Annotated in this window: 14 protein-coding genes and 3 pseudogenes; 8 read left to right on the top strand and 9 right to left on the bottom strand. The window is 59.4% G+C overall.

All coding sequences use genetic code 11. The annotated features are described in order from the left end of the window. Window positions 1–460: 460 nt before the first annotated feature. Window positions 461–748 (bottom strand): hypothetical protein, encoded by a 288-nt coding sequence (locus tag LDH74_RS24485; RefSeq protein WP_226043269.1) that lies wholly within the window; start codon window positions 746–748, stop codon window positions 461–463. Between the two features lie 102 nt (window positions 749–850). On the opposite strand from LDH74_RS24485, the gene LDH74_RS24480 reads away from it, so the two are divergent. The 3 genes from LDH74_RS24480 (at window position 851) to LDH74_RS24470 (ending at window position 2,213) form a co-directional block, all read left to right on the top strand. After that, a complete protein-coding gene (locus LDH74_RS24480) occupies window positions 851–1,486 on the top strand; it encodes an IS6 family transposase (RefSeq protein ID WP_226043268.1) in 636 nt (211 codons plus the stop codon). Window positions 1,487–1,785: 299 nt separating this feature from the next. Next, on the top strand, window positions 1,786–2,058 hold the full coding sequence (locus LDH74_RS24475) for a hypothetical protein (RefSeq protein ID WP_226043267.1): 273 nt from the start codon (window positions 1,786–1,788) through the stop codon (window positions 2,056–2,058). Next, a complete protein-coding gene (locus LDH74_RS24470; RefSeq protein WP_226043266.1) occupies window positions 2,037–2,213 on the top strand; it encodes a hypothetical protein in 177 nt (58 codons plus the stop codon). Before LDH74_RS24475 ends, LDH74_RS24470 begins: the two co-directional genes overlap by 22 nt. 43 nt (window positions 2,214–2,256) lie before the next feature. On the opposite strand, the gene LDH74_RS24465 is transcribed toward LDH74_RS24470, so the two are convergent. The 4 genes and pseudogenes from LDH74_RS24465 to LDH74_RS24450 all read right to left on the bottom strand — a co-directional run bounded on the left by LDH74_RS24465 (window position 2,257) and on the right by LDH74_RS24450 (window position 5,141). Continuing rightward, a complete protein-coding gene (locus LDH74_RS24465; RefSeq protein WP_226043265.1) occupies window positions 2,257–2,523 on the bottom strand; it encodes a hypothetical protein in 267 nt (88 codons plus the stop codon). Window positions 2,524–2,607: 84 nt separating this feature from the next. Continuing rightward, entirely contained in the window at window positions 2,608–3,495 is an 888-nt protein-coding gene (gene lipA, locus LDH74_RS24460) for a lipoyl synthase (protein WP_226043264.1), read from the bottom strand. Window positions 3,496–3,579: 84 nt separating this feature from the next. Next, window positions 3,580–3,996, bottom strand: a complete 417-nt coding sequence (locus tag LDH74_RS24455; RefSeq protein ID WP_226043263.1) for a hypothetical protein — start codon at window positions 3,994–3,996, stop codon at window positions 3,580–3,582. 367 nt (window positions 3,997–4,363) lie between these two features. Then, a pseudogene (locus LDH74_RS24450) lies at window positions 4,364–5,141 on the bottom strand (ribose 1,5-bisphosphate isomerase). 163 nt (window positions 5,142–5,304) lie between these two features. On the opposite strand from LDH74_RS24450, the gene LDH74_RS24445 reads away from it, so the two are divergent. Together LDH74_RS24445 and LDH74_RS24440 are read left to right on the top strand one after the other, a co-directional pair. After that, window positions 5,305–5,904, top strand: a complete 600-nt coding sequence (locus LDH74_RS24445; protein WP_226043262.1) for a lipoate--protein ligase family protein — start codon at window positions 5,305–5,307, stop codon at window positions 5,902–5,904. A gap of 2 nt (window positions 5,905–5,906) precedes the next feature. Next, window positions 5,907–6,205, top strand: a pseudogene (locus LDH74_RS24440) (winged helix-turn-helix domain-containing protein); the annotation flags it as partial. Between the two features lie 61 nt (window positions 6,206–6,266). On the opposite strand, the pseudogene LDH74_RS24435 reads toward LDH74_RS24440, so the two are convergent. Beyond that, window positions 6,267–6,412 (bottom strand): annotated as a pseudogene (locus LDH74_RS24435) (phosphotransferase family protein); the annotation flags it as partial. Between the two features lie 206 nt (window positions 6,413–6,618). Between LDH74_RS24435 and LDH74_RS24430 the strand changes: the two are divergent. Both LDH74_RS24430 and LDH74_RS24425 read left to right on the top strand, forming a co-directional pair. Then, entirely contained in the window at window positions 6,619–7,821 is a 1,203-nt protein-coding gene (locus tag LDH74_RS24430) for an iron-containing alcohol dehydrogenase family protein (RefSeq protein ID WP_226043261.1), read from the top strand. A gap of 45 nt (window positions 7,822–7,866) precedes the next feature. After that, window positions 7,867–8,328 carry a MaoC/PaaZ C-terminal domain-containing protein gene (locus LDH74_RS24425; RefSeq protein ID WP_226043260.1) on the top strand — a complete coding sequence of 154 codons (462 nt, stop codon included), beginning with the start codon at window positions 7,867–7,869 and terminating at the stop codon, window positions 8,326–8,328. Window positions 8,329–8,333: 5 nt separating this feature from the next. On the opposite strand, the gene LDH74_RS24420 is transcribed toward LDH74_RS24425, so the two are convergent. Together LDH74_RS24420 and LDH74_RS24415 are read right to left on the bottom strand one after the other, a co-directional pair. After that, window positions 8,334–9,524: an MFS transporter gene (locus LDH74_RS24420; protein ID WP_226043259.1), complete on the bottom strand. Its 1,191-nt coding sequence runs from the start codon at window positions 9,522–9,524 to the stop codon at window positions 8,334–8,336. A 261-nt stretch (window positions 9,525–9,785) separates the two neighbouring features. Next, complete coding sequence (locus LDH74_RS24415; RefSeq protein WP_226043258.1) at window positions 9,786–10,553, bottom strand: SDR family NAD(P)-dependent oxidoreductase; 768 nt, start codon at window positions 10,551–10,553, stop codon at window positions 9,786–9,788. 253 nt (window positions 10,554–10,806) lie between these two features. Between LDH74_RS24415 and lpdA the strand changes: the two genes are divergently transcribed. After that, window positions 10,807–12,204, top strand: a complete 1,398-nt coding sequence (lpdA, locus tag LDH74_RS24410; protein ID WP_226043257.1) for a dihydrolipoyl dehydrogenase — start codon at window positions 10,807–10,809, stop codon at window positions 12,202–12,204. Window positions 12,205–12,789: 585 nt separating this feature from the next. On the opposite strand, the gene LDH74_RS24405 is transcribed toward lpdA, so the two are convergent. Beyond that, entirely contained in the window at window positions 12,790–14,412 is a 1,623-nt protein-coding gene (locus tag LDH74_RS24405; RefSeq protein WP_226043256.1) for an AMP-binding protein, read from the bottom strand. Window positions 14,413–14,502 lie beyond the last annotated feature (90 nt).

Genomic DNA, 14,502 nt, shown 5'->3' with positions numbered 1-14,502 from the left:
ACCTTACCTTGTGACTAATCCACGTTCGGGTAATCTACCTCCGAAATGTTACTGACACACCCCGGGTAGATCACGCAGTAAATTGTACGCCAACCAATCTATCGAGTTCTCTATACTGAACCTAGGAACATTTGCGATCCGTTCCGTGGACAAACGCAGCTATCATCCACATTGCGTTTGTCCGTTCGAGAAGCGTGGTGAAAAACGTATTATGGTATAATGAAAGCGCTGTTCTGACGGTGATTATTCGTCCCGTACCTGACCGAGTACAGTCTCGCTATGATCATCGCCGATACCAGGGATACTCTCGAGTCGTTCCCGATCGATCTGTCGGAGGACCTCGATCAGTTCGTACTCGGCAACGATCGCCTCCGCACGGAATCAGCTTATCTAAATACTACCATTCATTTTTGCAACGAAACTGTGCTCATGTTCGTTGATTACTTCCGACAAAAAACCTCTATCGCTCGTCAGGTAAGACAGGAATATTCCCTTCAATATCTTCACTATGAGTGATCATATTACCATATTCCAATGCAAGTGGACCAGAGTGCCAAGCTTCAAATGATGAGGATGAATGCTTTTCTATCCAACCGTCTCGTTCAATTTGCACCAGTACCGACCTTATCTCATTTTCATCCGCTGATCGATCAAGTTCGGACTGTATATCTGTAACCGAGAATTTTGATTTCGCGATTGCTTGAGTGATCACAATCCCAGCAACATGCGCTGTTGTAGATGTATCCATATGATATTTGTGTACTTGGAAGTATATATAGGTTTGAGTGGGCTCTATGGGCCGTGTTTAGTTGATCGTGAAAAGTGAGGCGTGCTGATTTTCAGCTGGTTCATGGCAGAAATCGCACGCCTCAGCGGTAGTAGCGACTGGATTGATTTGGATTTTGTGGAGCGAGAACGGACACCGCGTCGGCTGATGGAGCTCGGCATTCGACTCCATCTTGCTGGATTATCGCTTTCGAATACTGTTCGAGAATTAGAGAGGATCGGTGTCGAGCGCAGTCGCAAGGCAGTCCATGATTGGGTTCACAAATGCGATATACAGCCGACAGTTGACGAGGAACCGAATCACGTCGCACTTGACGAGACGGTGATTCAACTTAACGAACATCGCTATTGGCTGTACACCGCTGTCGATCCAGAAACGAACAACATACTCCATATACGGCTGTATTCGACGACTACGACTGCATTGACAGAACGGTTCCTGCACGAACTCCGTGAGAAACATGATCTTGATGATGCCGTGTTTCTCGTCGATGGAGCGAAACATCTCCAGACTGCACTCCGTCGATCTGGGCTCCGATTTCGATACGAAAAACATGGAAATCGGAACGCGGCGGAACATGTCTTCCGCGAGATAAAGCGACGTACCTCTTCATTCTCAAACTGTTTCAGTCACGCACAACCATCAACAGCCGAATCGTGGCTCCAAGCCTTCGCCGTCTGGCACAATGCTACAAACTAAACACGACCGCTCTATGTTAGCCAGCGAGCATGCCAGAACGGGTAGTGGGGGCTTGGGAGCCACGATCTCCGCCAAGAATATCGGCGGCATTACGTAGGCTGAAGTCAAGATCTCGCTGGATGTGGCCGTCCTGTCCGGACGCAACGCGACGAACCGTACGTACTTTTTGCAGTCGATCATGCCCGTAATGGGGAGCAACGATGTGACGCTCAAAGGTGATGCTGATGAGGGGATAGTTGAACCCTCTATCAACGGCGAGACGTACCTCGAGGACGTACCACTCGCCTACCTCTTTGCGTTTGCTCGAATCAAACGAGGTCTGCCGGGCAATCGTCCAGCAGTGCGATCTCCGGCAACTCATCATTCGGCCCGTCGATACCGACGAGATCCATGAGGAGATCGACTGCCTCGAACGCCGGCACAACGTAATCGACGAGAAACTTGAAGACTTGGATTCACTCAAAGAGGAACTCTCATCCTTGGAGGAACGCAAGCGCGAACTCGAATCCGAGGTCAGGATCTCCACGATATCATCCAGTCTAATGAGGAGATGCTCGACGGCGAGGAAATGAACGTGACCGGCGCGCTGGCAACCGATAACTATTCCTATGAAGATCTGGCCGATCAACTCCTCGTCGACGAAACGAGGATCTGCTGGACCTGCGGGGGCAAAGTCGACACCGACCGCATCGAGGAAACGCTGGATACGCTTCGGACAGTCGGGTAGGACCAGATGATAGATCCGCGATACCGAGGACGAACTCGGCGAATTACGCGACAACAAGCGCGACCGAGAGAAAGAGCAGCGTCGCCATGAATCCCTTGAGGACGAGATAGAGGACCTCGAAACCGATATCAGGGAGTACGCGCTGAAACACGGCCCCGCGTACGCACATCCACGCCGCGTCTTCTTCAAAAATGATCTGCTGATGGCCGGAATCGACAAAGTCGACCGTTAGGACCGCACGTTCGACGCGACAGAGCGAATCGACGGTGAGTTCTAGCCCGCTTCGATTCCCTCTCCTGACGAAACACACTGTCACTCCTATATTCTGAAACCGCCCAGACAGCCACAACTCTCAGTCGACGGCACGCGCTTCCTAGCGTGCCTGAGCAACTGATTAGCTCTCACGGAGGTGCGCCTTGACGAATAGTTCGCCGGCCCGATAGGACGAGCGGACCATCGGGCCGCTGGCACAATACAAAAACTCCAGTTCCTCCTCAGCGACCCGCTCCCACGTGTCGAAGACGTGGGGATGGACGAATTTGGCGACCTCTAGATGCGATCGGGAGGGTTGGAGGTACTGGCCCAGCGTTACCACGTCGACACCCACTGAACGGAGGTCCCGCAGGGTCTGATAGACCTCGTGGTGGTACTCGCCGACGCCAAGCATCAGGCTGGTCTTGGTGTAGATGTCCGATTCCTGTTCAATCTGCCTTAACACCGACAGCGATTGTTCGTAGCTGGCCCGACGGTCTCGCACCGGCCACTGCAGGCGGGAAACTGTCTCGACATTGTGGGCGATCACGTCCGGTTCAGCCTCGATAATCTGGCGTACGAGATGCTCCTCCCCTTGAAAGTCGGGGATCAGCACTTCCACGAGGATGTCCGGCTGTCGTTCTTTGATCTGGCGGATTGTCTCGGCGAAGTGGCTCGCCCCTTGACCGGCAAGGTCGTCACGGTCGACGGAGGTGAGAACCACGTAGTCAAGTCCGATTTTGGCGACCGCCTCGGCGACGTTTGTCGGCTCGTCGGGATCGAGCGGGTCCATCCCGCCGGTCTCCACGTCGCAGAAATTACATCCGCGCGAACATCGGTCGCCCAGCAGCATGAACGTCGCGGTGCCGGGCCCATCTCGACCGCTCCAGCACTCCCCGAGGTTCGGGCAGTTGGCCTCCTCACACACGGTATGGAGGTCGTGATCGCGAAGTGTCTCTTTGATCTCGGTGAACCGCTCGCCCGAGGGGGGTCGTATCCGTAACCACTCGGGCTTTCTAGTGGAGTTCATGCTCGATCAGTACGGCGAACAATATAAAAAATAGTGGGCCGGACGGTGATCGTCAGTTCAAGGCAGGGGTCTGTTTCGTCGATATCACGTGTCATGGTCCTTCACGTAGTCCCTTATGCCCCCAACGGTTTCAAATGTATCGAGCGCTTCATTTGGTACACACACGTCCATCTCAACCCCAATTATTTCCGCTATCTCGACCAAGCCGAGCGAATCTGCATCGATTTCGGTCTCTCCGAGCGGCGTCTCGTCGGTGAATGAATTGGCGGCCATGTCACAGTGTACGGCAATCAATTTGTCTATTCGGCTGGAGATACTCACGTTTGGTTCCGTCATTGCCATGTAATTGGCTAACTCTACAAAAGCTTCCCTCTCTGTGAACGAACCCCCGGAATAGGCGGGCGGCGCGGCCGTTCCACAGTTCTGGCGGAGAACGTACAACCACTGCCGGCCCGAAAACAGCGACCAGTAGCCGGAAGAACGAAGTGGGATGATTACCACGGTTCTCTTGTCGGTTCGGGCCCAGTAACGTCTTTGGCGACAGGTGTTTCCTTGATCCACATCCCTCAACTATGGTGTTGATCGCCGATTCCGTCATTGTCGTCGATCTCTCCGAATTGACCTCGATCTTTCACGGAGAGTCGTGCTCAAGTGGTCCTTCATTCTTCGTGACGCTTGTCACGGAGACTATGTGTACTGTCTGTTAGTCTCAGACAAAATAGAGACCGAAGATGACGGCACCGCTTTCGTCGTTGCACAGCGGCGGTAGGAGCTTTGCAGTTGGAGGCAGTAACGGGCAGCTCGCGGTGGGGATTCACGTCGTCCCGGTCGCGATCGCCAACCTCTCTACTTCAAAAAGACGATGATGTCAATCGTCAGCGCGACTCGCTTGGGTCACCATGTCCACGTCCTCGATGTCGACGCCGAGTTCGTTGATGGCGGTCTGGGCGGCCCGTTTCCCGAAGAGCAGCGTGGCGCCGACTGTTGGGCCCATCCATGGGAAGCCGTAGGTTGTTGCGGTGGCCATACCGGTAACTATCAGGCCGTTGCGGGCGAGGCCGGTGTGCTCGATGTCGCGTCTTCGGACTTCCCGACTCACATGGGGCCGTTACCGGGGGCGCCGTAGGAGTTGTCGCCGGTCTGGTCCATCCCACTGGCCTCGTCTTCGAGACTGGGCGCCGACGGGCGTCCAGTTCATGACGATGCCGCAGACGCGGTGGTCCTCACGGATGACGATATCGGTGAACTCTGTCATGTTTTGCATCTTGGCGCCGGCATCGCAGGCGCCTTGGTGTGGCCAGAACAGGCCTCGGAGCCGTTGGCGACGTAGAGGCCCTCCTGTCCAGTGACTGCTTGTAGTCCACGTCGAGGCCGTGGTGGGCCGGACCCCGAACCGTGTGATCTTGTTCATCAGGAAGCCGTCGAGCCAGAAGCTCCCGCCGAGGTAGTTGTACTTCTCGACGACCATCGTCTGGACGCCCCGCTCGGGGAACTCTCTGGCGACCATCAACCCCGAGAGGCCGTCATCGACGATGATCACGTCGCTGTCGGGAAATCCATGAACTACTCGGTCCACTCTCGGCTGATCGCAGGGTCACTTCCGCTTCGCCGATGTCGCTGAACTGCTCGAATAGATCTGTTGGCATTTTCGCGATTCCCAGCTCCGGCCATGATTGCAGGTATCGTTAAGCCCCCGGCATCAGTACCTGTGGTATGCGCGTGATACGTGGTCGTCTCTCCTCGCCCGAATCCGATCTCGGGGTCGAATCGTCGATACGACATCGGGTGCGAACTACGGGAGAATCAATTGTGCGGGTCTGGTTTCCGCCGAAACAGGTGGTGTTCGGCCCGCGCGACACGCAGGCGAGCGGATACGACAGGGCGCGTTCGGCCGGGGAGGAACACGGGTTCCCCCCGAACGAACGTAGCGTGGGTGGCCGTGCAGTTGCCTACACAGGCCAGACACTCGCCTTCACGCAGGTGGATCCAGTGGCCAACGAGCGTCGCGGTATCACGGAGCGCTATGAGCGAACGACGTCGCAACTAATCCGTGCATTGGGCGAAATCGGGGTCTCGGTAGAACGTGGTGAACCGGACGGTGCATTCTGCCCAGGTTCACACTCGCTGTCGGCAGACGGAAAGATCGCGGGAATCGCCCAGCGGATCGGGGACGAGGTCGCGGTGACCGCGGGAATCGTCGTCATCTGTGACCGCGCGGAACTCGTCCGCGTTCTCGAGCCCGTGTATGAGAACCTGAAAGTTGAATTTGATCCGCAAGCTGTGGGTAGTATCCACCGAGCCGGCAGTATAGTGGCCCTCGAGACGGTTGCTTCGGTGATCGAGGACGCGTTACTCGACGGTCGGCACCCCAAGACCGAAGACGTTCGAAAGTACCGGAGCGACCAATGAACGAGTTAGCCGAGTGGTGCGACGTTCAGCGACGGATGATTTACAGCTTGCTCAAGTGACTCGACACTGGCGAGTTACTTTACGGTCATGACGAGCCAGCTGTTTCTGATAATAAACGAACTAGAAGAACCGAAAACCCTCAGAGTTATAGCAAAAGAGGTTTGAAGAAGCTGTTCACAAACTACCCAAAGAGGTTGGGATCGACACACCAGTGTGGACGCTGACGCTCCTCCAAGAATATCTTAAGGAAACGTATGGTGCCGAATACTCACTCCCGAGTTGTCAACGACTGCTGAAAAAGGATTGAGTTGCTCGAAATCGTGCCGTTCCGTATCGGCTGTCTCACCGGGCGGCGGTCGTCAGATGACTAGTTTGTAGCTGCCCCAAGTGACGAAGAGCGTCTCGTTGGAGTCCCCCTTCGCATGATGCTCGAGGTCGTACTCGTCGATAGGACCGAGACGGTTCGACAAGTACCAGCGAGCGAGTCGTCGTCGACGATGCGGTCAATGTAGTCGTGTCAGTGTCGTCTATCATCGTTATTGGACCGCCCGGCCGTCCGTTTCCAGTGCCAAACGTGGCGCCCGTTAGGCCAGTCCTGACCGCATAGGCATCAACATTTGAGCGGCCCCGGCCAACGCGATATTATCTGACCTCGGGAGCGTCCCGCACGGGGGAAGGGAATATTTATGCGAGATGGTATCAAGTCTCTATATCATGGCACTCGATACCCCGAGTTTTGCGTTTGAGTTCAAACCAGGCACCATCCGGTTCGGGAGGGGACACATCGATGGGCTCGACGAGACGTTGGCAGGCGAAGGGCTTGAAAGCGCAATGGTCGTGTGCGGCCAGACCGTCGGTGCCACCGACGCCGTAATTGACCCGGTGAAAGCGGGGCTCGGCGACCGGCTCACCGGCGTGTTCGACAAGACGACGACCGCGAAGACGCTGTCGACCGTGTTCGACGGAATCGAACAATTCCAAACGGAAGATGCGGACGCCATTGTTGCGGTCGGAGGCGGGAGCAGTATCGATGTGGCCCGGGGCATCAGCGCGCTCGCACGAGCGGATCGGACCCTGACGGACGCCCGCTCAGAGATCCTCGAATCGGGCGAACTGACGCTACCGGTGAACGACGACGCTTTCGTGCCCATCCTGGCCGTCCCGACGACGATGGCGGGCGCTGACCTCTCGGTCGCGGCCGGCCTCGTTGCTGAGACCGAGGAGGGATCCGTCGAGGCGATTCCGGTCGATACCCGGCTGATGCCGACGGCGCTGGTGTACGATCCCGACCTGTTCGAGACGACGCCGATGGATATCCTCACGGCCTCGGCGATCAACGGATTCGACAAGGGAGTCGAAGCCATCTACTCGCGGTTCGCCAATCCCGTGACCGACGCGACGGCCGTTCGCGGGCTCCGATACCTCCGGTCGTCGCTCCCGCACCTCCGTGAGTCCGCGGAGCCAGAAGTTATGGAGCGCGCCGTAGCGGGAACGCTGCTGGTCCAGTACGGCGTTTCGATGCCCGACCAGTACAAGATCAACGTCGTCCATGCCTTCGGGCACGCGCTCCGCAACCAGTTTGGCATCCAACAAGGTGCCGCCCACGGCGTGATCGTCCCCCACGCGCTCGAACTCATCTTCGCCGAGGGGGGCGGCCGGCCGGACGTACTCGCCGACGGACTCGTCACAGGGGAGGAAAATGCAGACACAACCGAGGCGGCCATCGTCGAGGCCGTCAGAACCGTTCGCGACGGGCTGGGTCTGCCATCGCGACTCCGCGACATTCAGGGCACGATGGTGGCCGGACTCCGGGCGGTCGCGGAACACACCGCCGAGGACGCGTTCCTGGAGATCGGCCCGGCGGAGTTCGATCCGACCGTGGACGACATCGAGCGGGCGCTCCGCGACGCTTGGTGACCCGCAGCGTAACCTTCTAACCCCTCCCCTGCAACGGTGCAGTCAATGGTCGAACGTCGACGGTTCGAGGACTTCGAGATGGGAGAACAGTACGAGACCGAGGGCCGGACGGTGACCGACTCGGACATCAGGCAGTTCGTCGGCGCATCGGGGTCGACGGACCCTATCCACGTCGACCGGGAGTATGCCGACGCGCATCCGCTGGTCGACGACGTAGTACTTCAAGGGACGCTCTTGCTGGGTATCGCCGACGGATTCCTAGTGGACGCGATCGCGAGCGACGCCGCGCTAGCGATGAACTACGGCCACGACGAGGTCCGTTATCTCGAATCGGTGTCACCCGGCGAGACGGTCCACGCCGAGATCGAGATTGTTGACACGGAGTTCCGGAACGAGGCGTGGGGACTCGTGACGGCACGGGTGGAACTGGTCAACGACGACGGTGAGACGGCTGTCATCGACGTTCACAGGCTGCTCGTCGCGACGGGCGATAACGACGCCGTCTGAGCCTCCTACGCGACGGCATTCGGTCGGGAATCGGTCGAAAGCAGGAGGATGCCGATGCCGAAGAGGCCGATACCGACGTAGACAGCAAAGGTGGCCGACCATGAGACCGCACTGATGAGCCACCCACCGACGGTCGGTGACACGAGCGTCCCGGTGAACGCGATGGTCGTAAACAGCGCAAGGGTCGTCCCCCCGGAGTTCTCCGTGGCAAGTTCGCGGGCGTACACGTAGTAGACGCCGGACCCGAACTGGATCGAGAAGCCGACACAGAGCATCGTGACAGCGAAGACCGTCGGCGAGACACCGGCCGCGACGACGTACAGTCCGGGGAGCGAGAACAGCAGCGAGGCTGCGACGACGACCCGTCGGCGATAGCCGAGCGCGTCGGACACCCACCCGCCGACCGGCCGGGCGACGACCCCGACCGCCGGGAGCAGCGAGGTCACCGCTCCCGCTTGTACCAGCGTCAATGGGAGGACCTCCGTCGCATACGTTGGCATCCAGGAGTTGAAAAAGATGTATAGCATGTACGAACAAAACGCCGAGACCGACACCACCAACACGGAGCGGTTCCGGAGCGCCATCCCAAACTGCGCGAGCGAGATGGGATCGCCAGACTGTATCGGCGTCGACCACGAGAGGCGGAAAAGTACGAATCCCGCGGCCGCCAGCAGCGGATATGTGAGGAATGTAGCCTCCCACCCAAAGGCCGCCGCCACGGGTGGGCCGCTGAACTGGCTGAATGCGAAGCCAACCGGGGCACTCGCGATGAAGACCGTCATCATGAACCCTTGGTTTCGGCCGGCGAACAGTTGACTCACCACGTTCGTTCCGAGCACGAACAGCACGCCGGCAGCAACACCCGCGACGAACCGACTGGCGAGAAACAGTGGGTACGACACCAAGACAACACCGACGACGCTCACCGGAAGGAACACGGCGGTGGCCGCGGCCATCAAGCGACGGTTGTCGTATCGGTCCATGAGGAATCCGCAGGGTATCTGGGAAAGCACCGTCCCGAAGATCGCCGTGCTGATCGCCAAGCTGGCGACCGTCTTCGTCACCGAGAACTCCCCGACGAGCAGCGGGAGAACACTCGCCGGAGCGATGAAGTACCCGTTAGCCGCCACCGAGATGAAAAAACACGCGACGAACACGCCTAGGCGCGAGTCCTCCCACCGGCTCTCGCCGTTCATGGACGGCATGGTCGTCTCTGAACCAAGTCGAACGGCCCCATCACTGACACAGAATCAGGTTCGGACTGTTCCGCCGCCGCACGGTTCTCGTCTGTCGTCGCCGAGTTTATCAATCCACCGGCTTGGTCGGACGGTTCGTCGACTGAAGTCTCTGCGATCACGGTTGTTCGAGTGTTGACAGTCCAGCACCTTAATACTCGCCGGAGTACAGCCGTCGTCGGTCCGGGTTTGGGTCCTCGACGGCGGGTTTACGGGTGGGGACTACTGAGCGGCGATGCCGCCGTCGGCGACGTGGACTTCACCGGTGACGTAGCTGGCGGCGTCGCTGGCTAAGTACACCGCACTGGCCGCAATCTCGTCGGGTTCGGCGAAGCGGTCGATCGGGATTGAATCGAGGAGGTCCGCGCGGATCTCCCTGTTCTCCCGGACGCCCTTCGTGAAGGCGGTTTTGACGTATCCTGGCGCGAGCGCGTTGACGCGAATCGCTGGCGCCCACTCGATTGCGAGTGACTTCGTCAGACCGACCATCGCGTGTTTCGAGGCGGTATATGGTGCTTGGTAGGGAAGTGCAACGACTCCGCCGACGCTGGCGAGGTTGATCAACGACCCCGTGCCCTCGCGCTCATGGACGCGCCTCCCAAACTCCCTGGCGCAGTAGAACGCACCAGAGACGTTAACGTCGAGGATGTGACGCCACATCTCCCCGTCAAGGTCCCGCGCGTTCCCGAAGAAGGGGTTGACGCCGGCGTTGTTCACCAGCACGTCCACGTCGCCGAGCGAGTCCTCGACCTCGTCGAACATCGCCGTCACGGCTGCCTCGTCGGTCACGTCGAGCGTCCGAGGGTGCGCGGTCCCGCCCGCGTCTTCGATGCGCTCGGCCGTGGCCTCGAGGGCGTCCTCCGAGCGGGCGACCGGAGCCACGTTGGCCCCTGCTTCCGCCATCGCGACGGCGATTTCCTCGCCAATACCACGGCTACCGCCCGTTACCACTACGACGCGATCCGACAGCGAGAACGAATCCAATACCATGTGTGACGAATCACGAGTTGCGACCATGAACGTTGTGCTGCCAGCACACCCGGCCACTATCAAAGATATATACAAAACTAGAAGATTTAACACGTCCAGAGCGATATCACACAGGTCTGATCGTCGATCGACACCAACACCCCGCGAGCCGCCAGCCGTGTCCGAACGGCCCGCGGGCGCTTCTTCGAACGCGGACCCGCAATGTTTTGAGGGAGCCCCGAGAACGAAGCCGGTAATGTGCGCAGACCAGACTATGTCAACCGAGATATTGGTGATCGGGGGCGGACCCGGCGGCTACGTCAGCGCGATCCGGGCGGGCCAGCACGGCAAAGACGTGACGCTCGTCGAGCGCGACGCTTACGGCGGCGTCTGTCTCAACCGCGGCTGCATTCCATCGAAGGCGTTCGTAACCGTCGCGGACCTTGTCCATCGGAGCCGCACCGCCGAGCACATGGGCGTCGACGCAACGGTCGAGGTGGACTTTCCGCAACTCCGTTCCTGGCAGGCGGAAGTCGTCGATCAGCTGACCGGCGGTGTCGAACAGCTCTGTACGGCCAACGGCGTCACGCTCGTCGAGGGAACGGCAATGTTCGAGTCCCCAGGTGAGGTTGTGGTCCGTGACGGATCGGCCGACGGTCCGGATCGGATCAGCTTCGAGTCGGCGATGATCGCGACGGGGAGTCGGCCGGTTCAGGTCCCCGGCTTCGAGCCCGACGGGGAGTCGGTTCTCACGTCGGCCGACGTGTTCGCGCTGCCAGAACTCCCAGACAGTCTCCTGGTCGTCGGCGGCGGCTACATCGGCATGGAACTGTCGACAGTATTAGCGAAACTTGGGACCGACGTGACGGTTATTGAGATGATGGACCGGATCCTTGCGCCCTACGAGGCCGATATCGCCGACATCGTCCACGAAGAGGCCGAAGCGCTCGGCATCGACATCCGCACGAACGAGGCGGCCAGCAACTGTACTCGGACTGACGACGGCGTCGCCGTGACGACGACCTCTGGTGACAATGAATCGGAGTTCGAGGCCGACAACGTGCTAGTTGCGGTCGGGCGAGAGCCGGTGACAGACACGCTTGCTCTGGACACGGCCGGCGTCGAGGTGACCGAGGACGGTTTCATCACTACCGACCGGCAGGGGCGGACAAGTCAGGAGAACATCCACGCGATCGGCGACGTCGTGGGCGAGCCGATGCTCGCCCATAAGGCGTCGAGACAGGGCGAAGTCGTCGCGGACGTACTCGCGGGCGAACCGGCGGCGTACGACTATCGCGCCGTGCCCGCGGCCGTGTTCACCGATCCGGAAGTCGGTACGGTCGGGCTCACGGAAGCGGAAACCGAGAGCCAGGGGTTCGAGCCGCTCGTGGGGACTTTTCCGCTCGACGCCAGCGGACGGGCGCTCACCCTCGATGAAAGCAACGGGTTCGTCCGCGTCGTCGCCGACGCGGCCACGGAACGGATCCTCGGCGGACAGATCGTCGGGCCAGAGGCATCAGAACTGATCGGCGAACTCGCGCTCGCCGTCGAGGTCGGTGCGCGGATCGAAGATGTCGTCTCTACTATCCACACGCACCCCACACTCTCGGAAGCGGTCATGGAAGCGTCCGCTGACGCACGCGGGGAAGCGGTCCACATCTTCAACCGCTGAGAGAGCGGAAGCGTCGACAGCGAGGAACGCCGATATATAGATACGTAGGTCCGGTACCCGGTGGGATACTATATTTCGATGACTTCAGCGAAGATGACACCTTCGAGTTGTCGTCACAGACGCTGACACCTGCGGAAATCGTTGAGTTCGCCAAGCAGTGGGACCCGCAATCCTACTACCTCAGCGAGGACCACGAGAACAACGCTTTGTTCGATGGATTGGTCACAAGCGGGCTCTATACCCTCTGACTCGGGTTGCGCATGATGATGACGGAGGTGATGAACGAGAGCGCTAACATGGGCGAGAGGTGGAGCACCGACATCAGTTCCCACCGGTCGGTCGAATCTGAGGTCACGCTCACAGGCCGTCTTGACATCGTCGAGAGAATCGAACCCACCCGAAGCCCGGCGACGTTACCTTCGAGTTGACGATGACGATGCCGGGCGGGTCACCCGTGTTGTCGGTCACGTACGTCAGTATTCTCGGACGGCGGGACGCGTGAGGACGCGTCACTCTCGGAACGCCGTGCACCATTACTCAGTCCGCTGAGGCAGGTTTCAGATCGGCCATTTTCTTTCGGTAAGGTCAGTCGTCGGTCAGCTTATGGCGCTGGATCTTTCCAGAGACCGTCGTGGGGAACTCCGCGACGAACTCGACCTTGCGCGGGTACTTGTAGGCGGCCTCGCGTTCCTTGACGAACGTCTGGAGTTGCGAGACGAGTGCGTCCGACGGATCGGCGTCAGATTCCGGTTTGACGAACGCCTTTACAACCGTCCCGCGTTCGGCGTCATCGACCCCTATCACCACGGCGTCGTTGACGGCGTCATGTTCTCGCAGACACTCCTCGACTTCCAGCGGACTCACTCGATAGCCGCTGGTGATTATGACGTCGTCGGCACGTCCCTCGTAGTAGATGTACCCATCCGCATCGTAGGAGCCGGCGTCGCTGGTCTTCATCCAGTCGTCGACGAACAGGTCCTCCGTCAGGTCCGGCTGGTTCCAGTAGTCGAGCAGCATCGATTGATCCGGCCGCTGGACGGCGATGTGCCCGATTTCGCCCGGATCCATCCGTTCGCCCGTCTCCTCGTCGATCACCGCGACCGTGTGGCCCGGACACGGCTTCCCGGATGCCTCCCGGTTCCCGTCCATCAGCTGAGTGTTGGTTCCGACCAGGAAGTTACACTCCGTCTGGCCGTATATCTCGTTGACGACTGCGTCCCACTGGGTTTCAACGTAGTCGTAGATGTCGTTGGTCACCTTCTCGCCGCCGCTGGGCACGACGTCGACGTCAAGATCGTACCGGCTGTGGTCCTCTTCTTTGAGCATGCGAATCATCGTTGCCGTCAGCAGGGCGTTGGTGACGCCGTACCGTTCGAGGACCTCGTAGACCGACTCGGCGTCGAACTGCCCGCCATAGCCGACAACGGGTTGGCCGTGATACCAGGCGCCCCAAACGACGGCGAATAAGCCGCCGACCCATGACCAGCCCGAGGGCGTGTAGTGAACCGCCTCCTCACTGGGGAGCTCGTTAATCATCTGCCAGCCGGGAATGTATCCAAGCAGCTTCCGGTGAGCGTGGTGTGCGCCCTTCGGTTTCCCCGTCGTGCCGCTGGTGTAGATGATATAGGCCGAATCCTCTGGATCGGTCGTGACCGTTTCGAATTTCGGCGACGCGTCAGTAATACCATCCTCCCAGGATTGGCTGTCAATCGACTTGGAGTCGTCAATGGTGATGACCGTCTCCAGATGGTCGAGTTCGTCCCGGAGCGAGGCTACGAGCTCTACACGCTCCTCGTCGACGATCGCGACTTCCGTCTCGGAGTGATCGAGGCGGTACCGAAGTCCTTCGCGCCCGTACAGCACCGATAGCGGCACCGAAACCGCCCCGCGCTGTAGGATGCCGATGTTAGCAAACAGCGTCTCCGGGCGCTGGGGGAGGACGATTCCGACGCGCGAGCCCCGCTCGACGCCGGCGTCCCCGAGCAGGTTCGACACCCTGTTGGCGATCCGCTGGACCTGCCAGAAGGTGTAGGTCTCCCGATTGCCGTCCTCGTCCTCGTAGAAGAGCGCGACGCGGCGCTTGCCGTCATCCTCGCTCGCCCAACGATTGCAGACCGCGTCAGCCATATTGAACGTCTTCGGAACGTCCCACTCGAACTGCTCATAGGCCTCGTCGTACGTGTCGTACTGACTCAAGTCAATCTCCATATCCCTCTCAAATACATCCTCCATAATCATTGTACTGGATACCACCCATAACGAAGGGGATACGAAATTAGACGCTCGCCATCGGCGACG

The sequence above is a fragment of the Natrinema sp. DC36 genome, assembly GCF_020405225.1.
In the GTDB taxonomy this organism is placed as follows: Archaea; Halobacteriota; Halobacteria; order Halobacteriales; family Natrialbaceae; genus Natrinema.
This window is presented reverse-complemented; position numbering and strand designations above follow the sequence as displayed.

Excerpts from the sequence above, each read along its gene's own strand:
- LDH74_RS24415 (WP_226043258.1), bottom strand. The coding sequence starts at position 10,553 with ATGGTATTGGATTCGTTCTCGCTGTCGGATCGCGTCGTAGTGGTAACG.
- LDH74_RS24470 (WP_226043266.1), top strand. The coding sequence starts at position 2,037 with ATGCTCGACGGCGAGGAAATGAACGTGACCGGCGCGCTGGCAACCGAT.
- LDH74_RS24425 (WP_226043260.1), top strand. The coding sequence starts at position 7,867 with ATGGTCGAACGTCGACGGTTCGAGGACTTCGAGATGGGAGAACAGTAC.
- LDH74_RS24420 (WP_226043259.1), bottom strand. The coding sequence starts at position 9,524 with ATGAACGGCGAGAGCCGGTGGGAGGACTCGCGCCTAGGCGTGTTCGTC.
- LDH74_RS24485 (WP_226043269.1), bottom strand. The coding sequence starts at position 748 with ATGGATACATCTACAACAGCGCATGTTGCTGGGATTGTGATCACTCAA.
- LDH74_RS24430 (WP_226043261.1), top strand. The coding sequence starts at position 6,619 with ATGGCACTCGATACCCCGAGTTTTGCGTTTGAGTTCAAACCAGGCACC.
- lipA (WP_226043264.1), bottom strand. The coding sequence starts at position 3,495 with ATGAACTCCACTAGAAAGCCCGAGTGGTTACGGATACGACCCCCCTCG.
- lpdA (WP_226043257.1), top strand. The coding sequence starts at position 10,807 with ATGTCAACCGAGATATTGGTGATCGGGGGCGGACCCGGCGGCTACGTC.
- LDH74_RS24480 (WP_226043268.1), top strand. The coding sequence starts at position 851 with ATGGCAGAAATCGCACGCCTCAGCGGTAGTAGCGACTGGATTGATTTG.
- LDH74_RS24405 (WP_226043256.1), bottom strand. The coding sequence starts at position 14,412 with ATGGAGATTGACTTGAGTCAGTACGACACGTACGACGAGGCCTATGAG.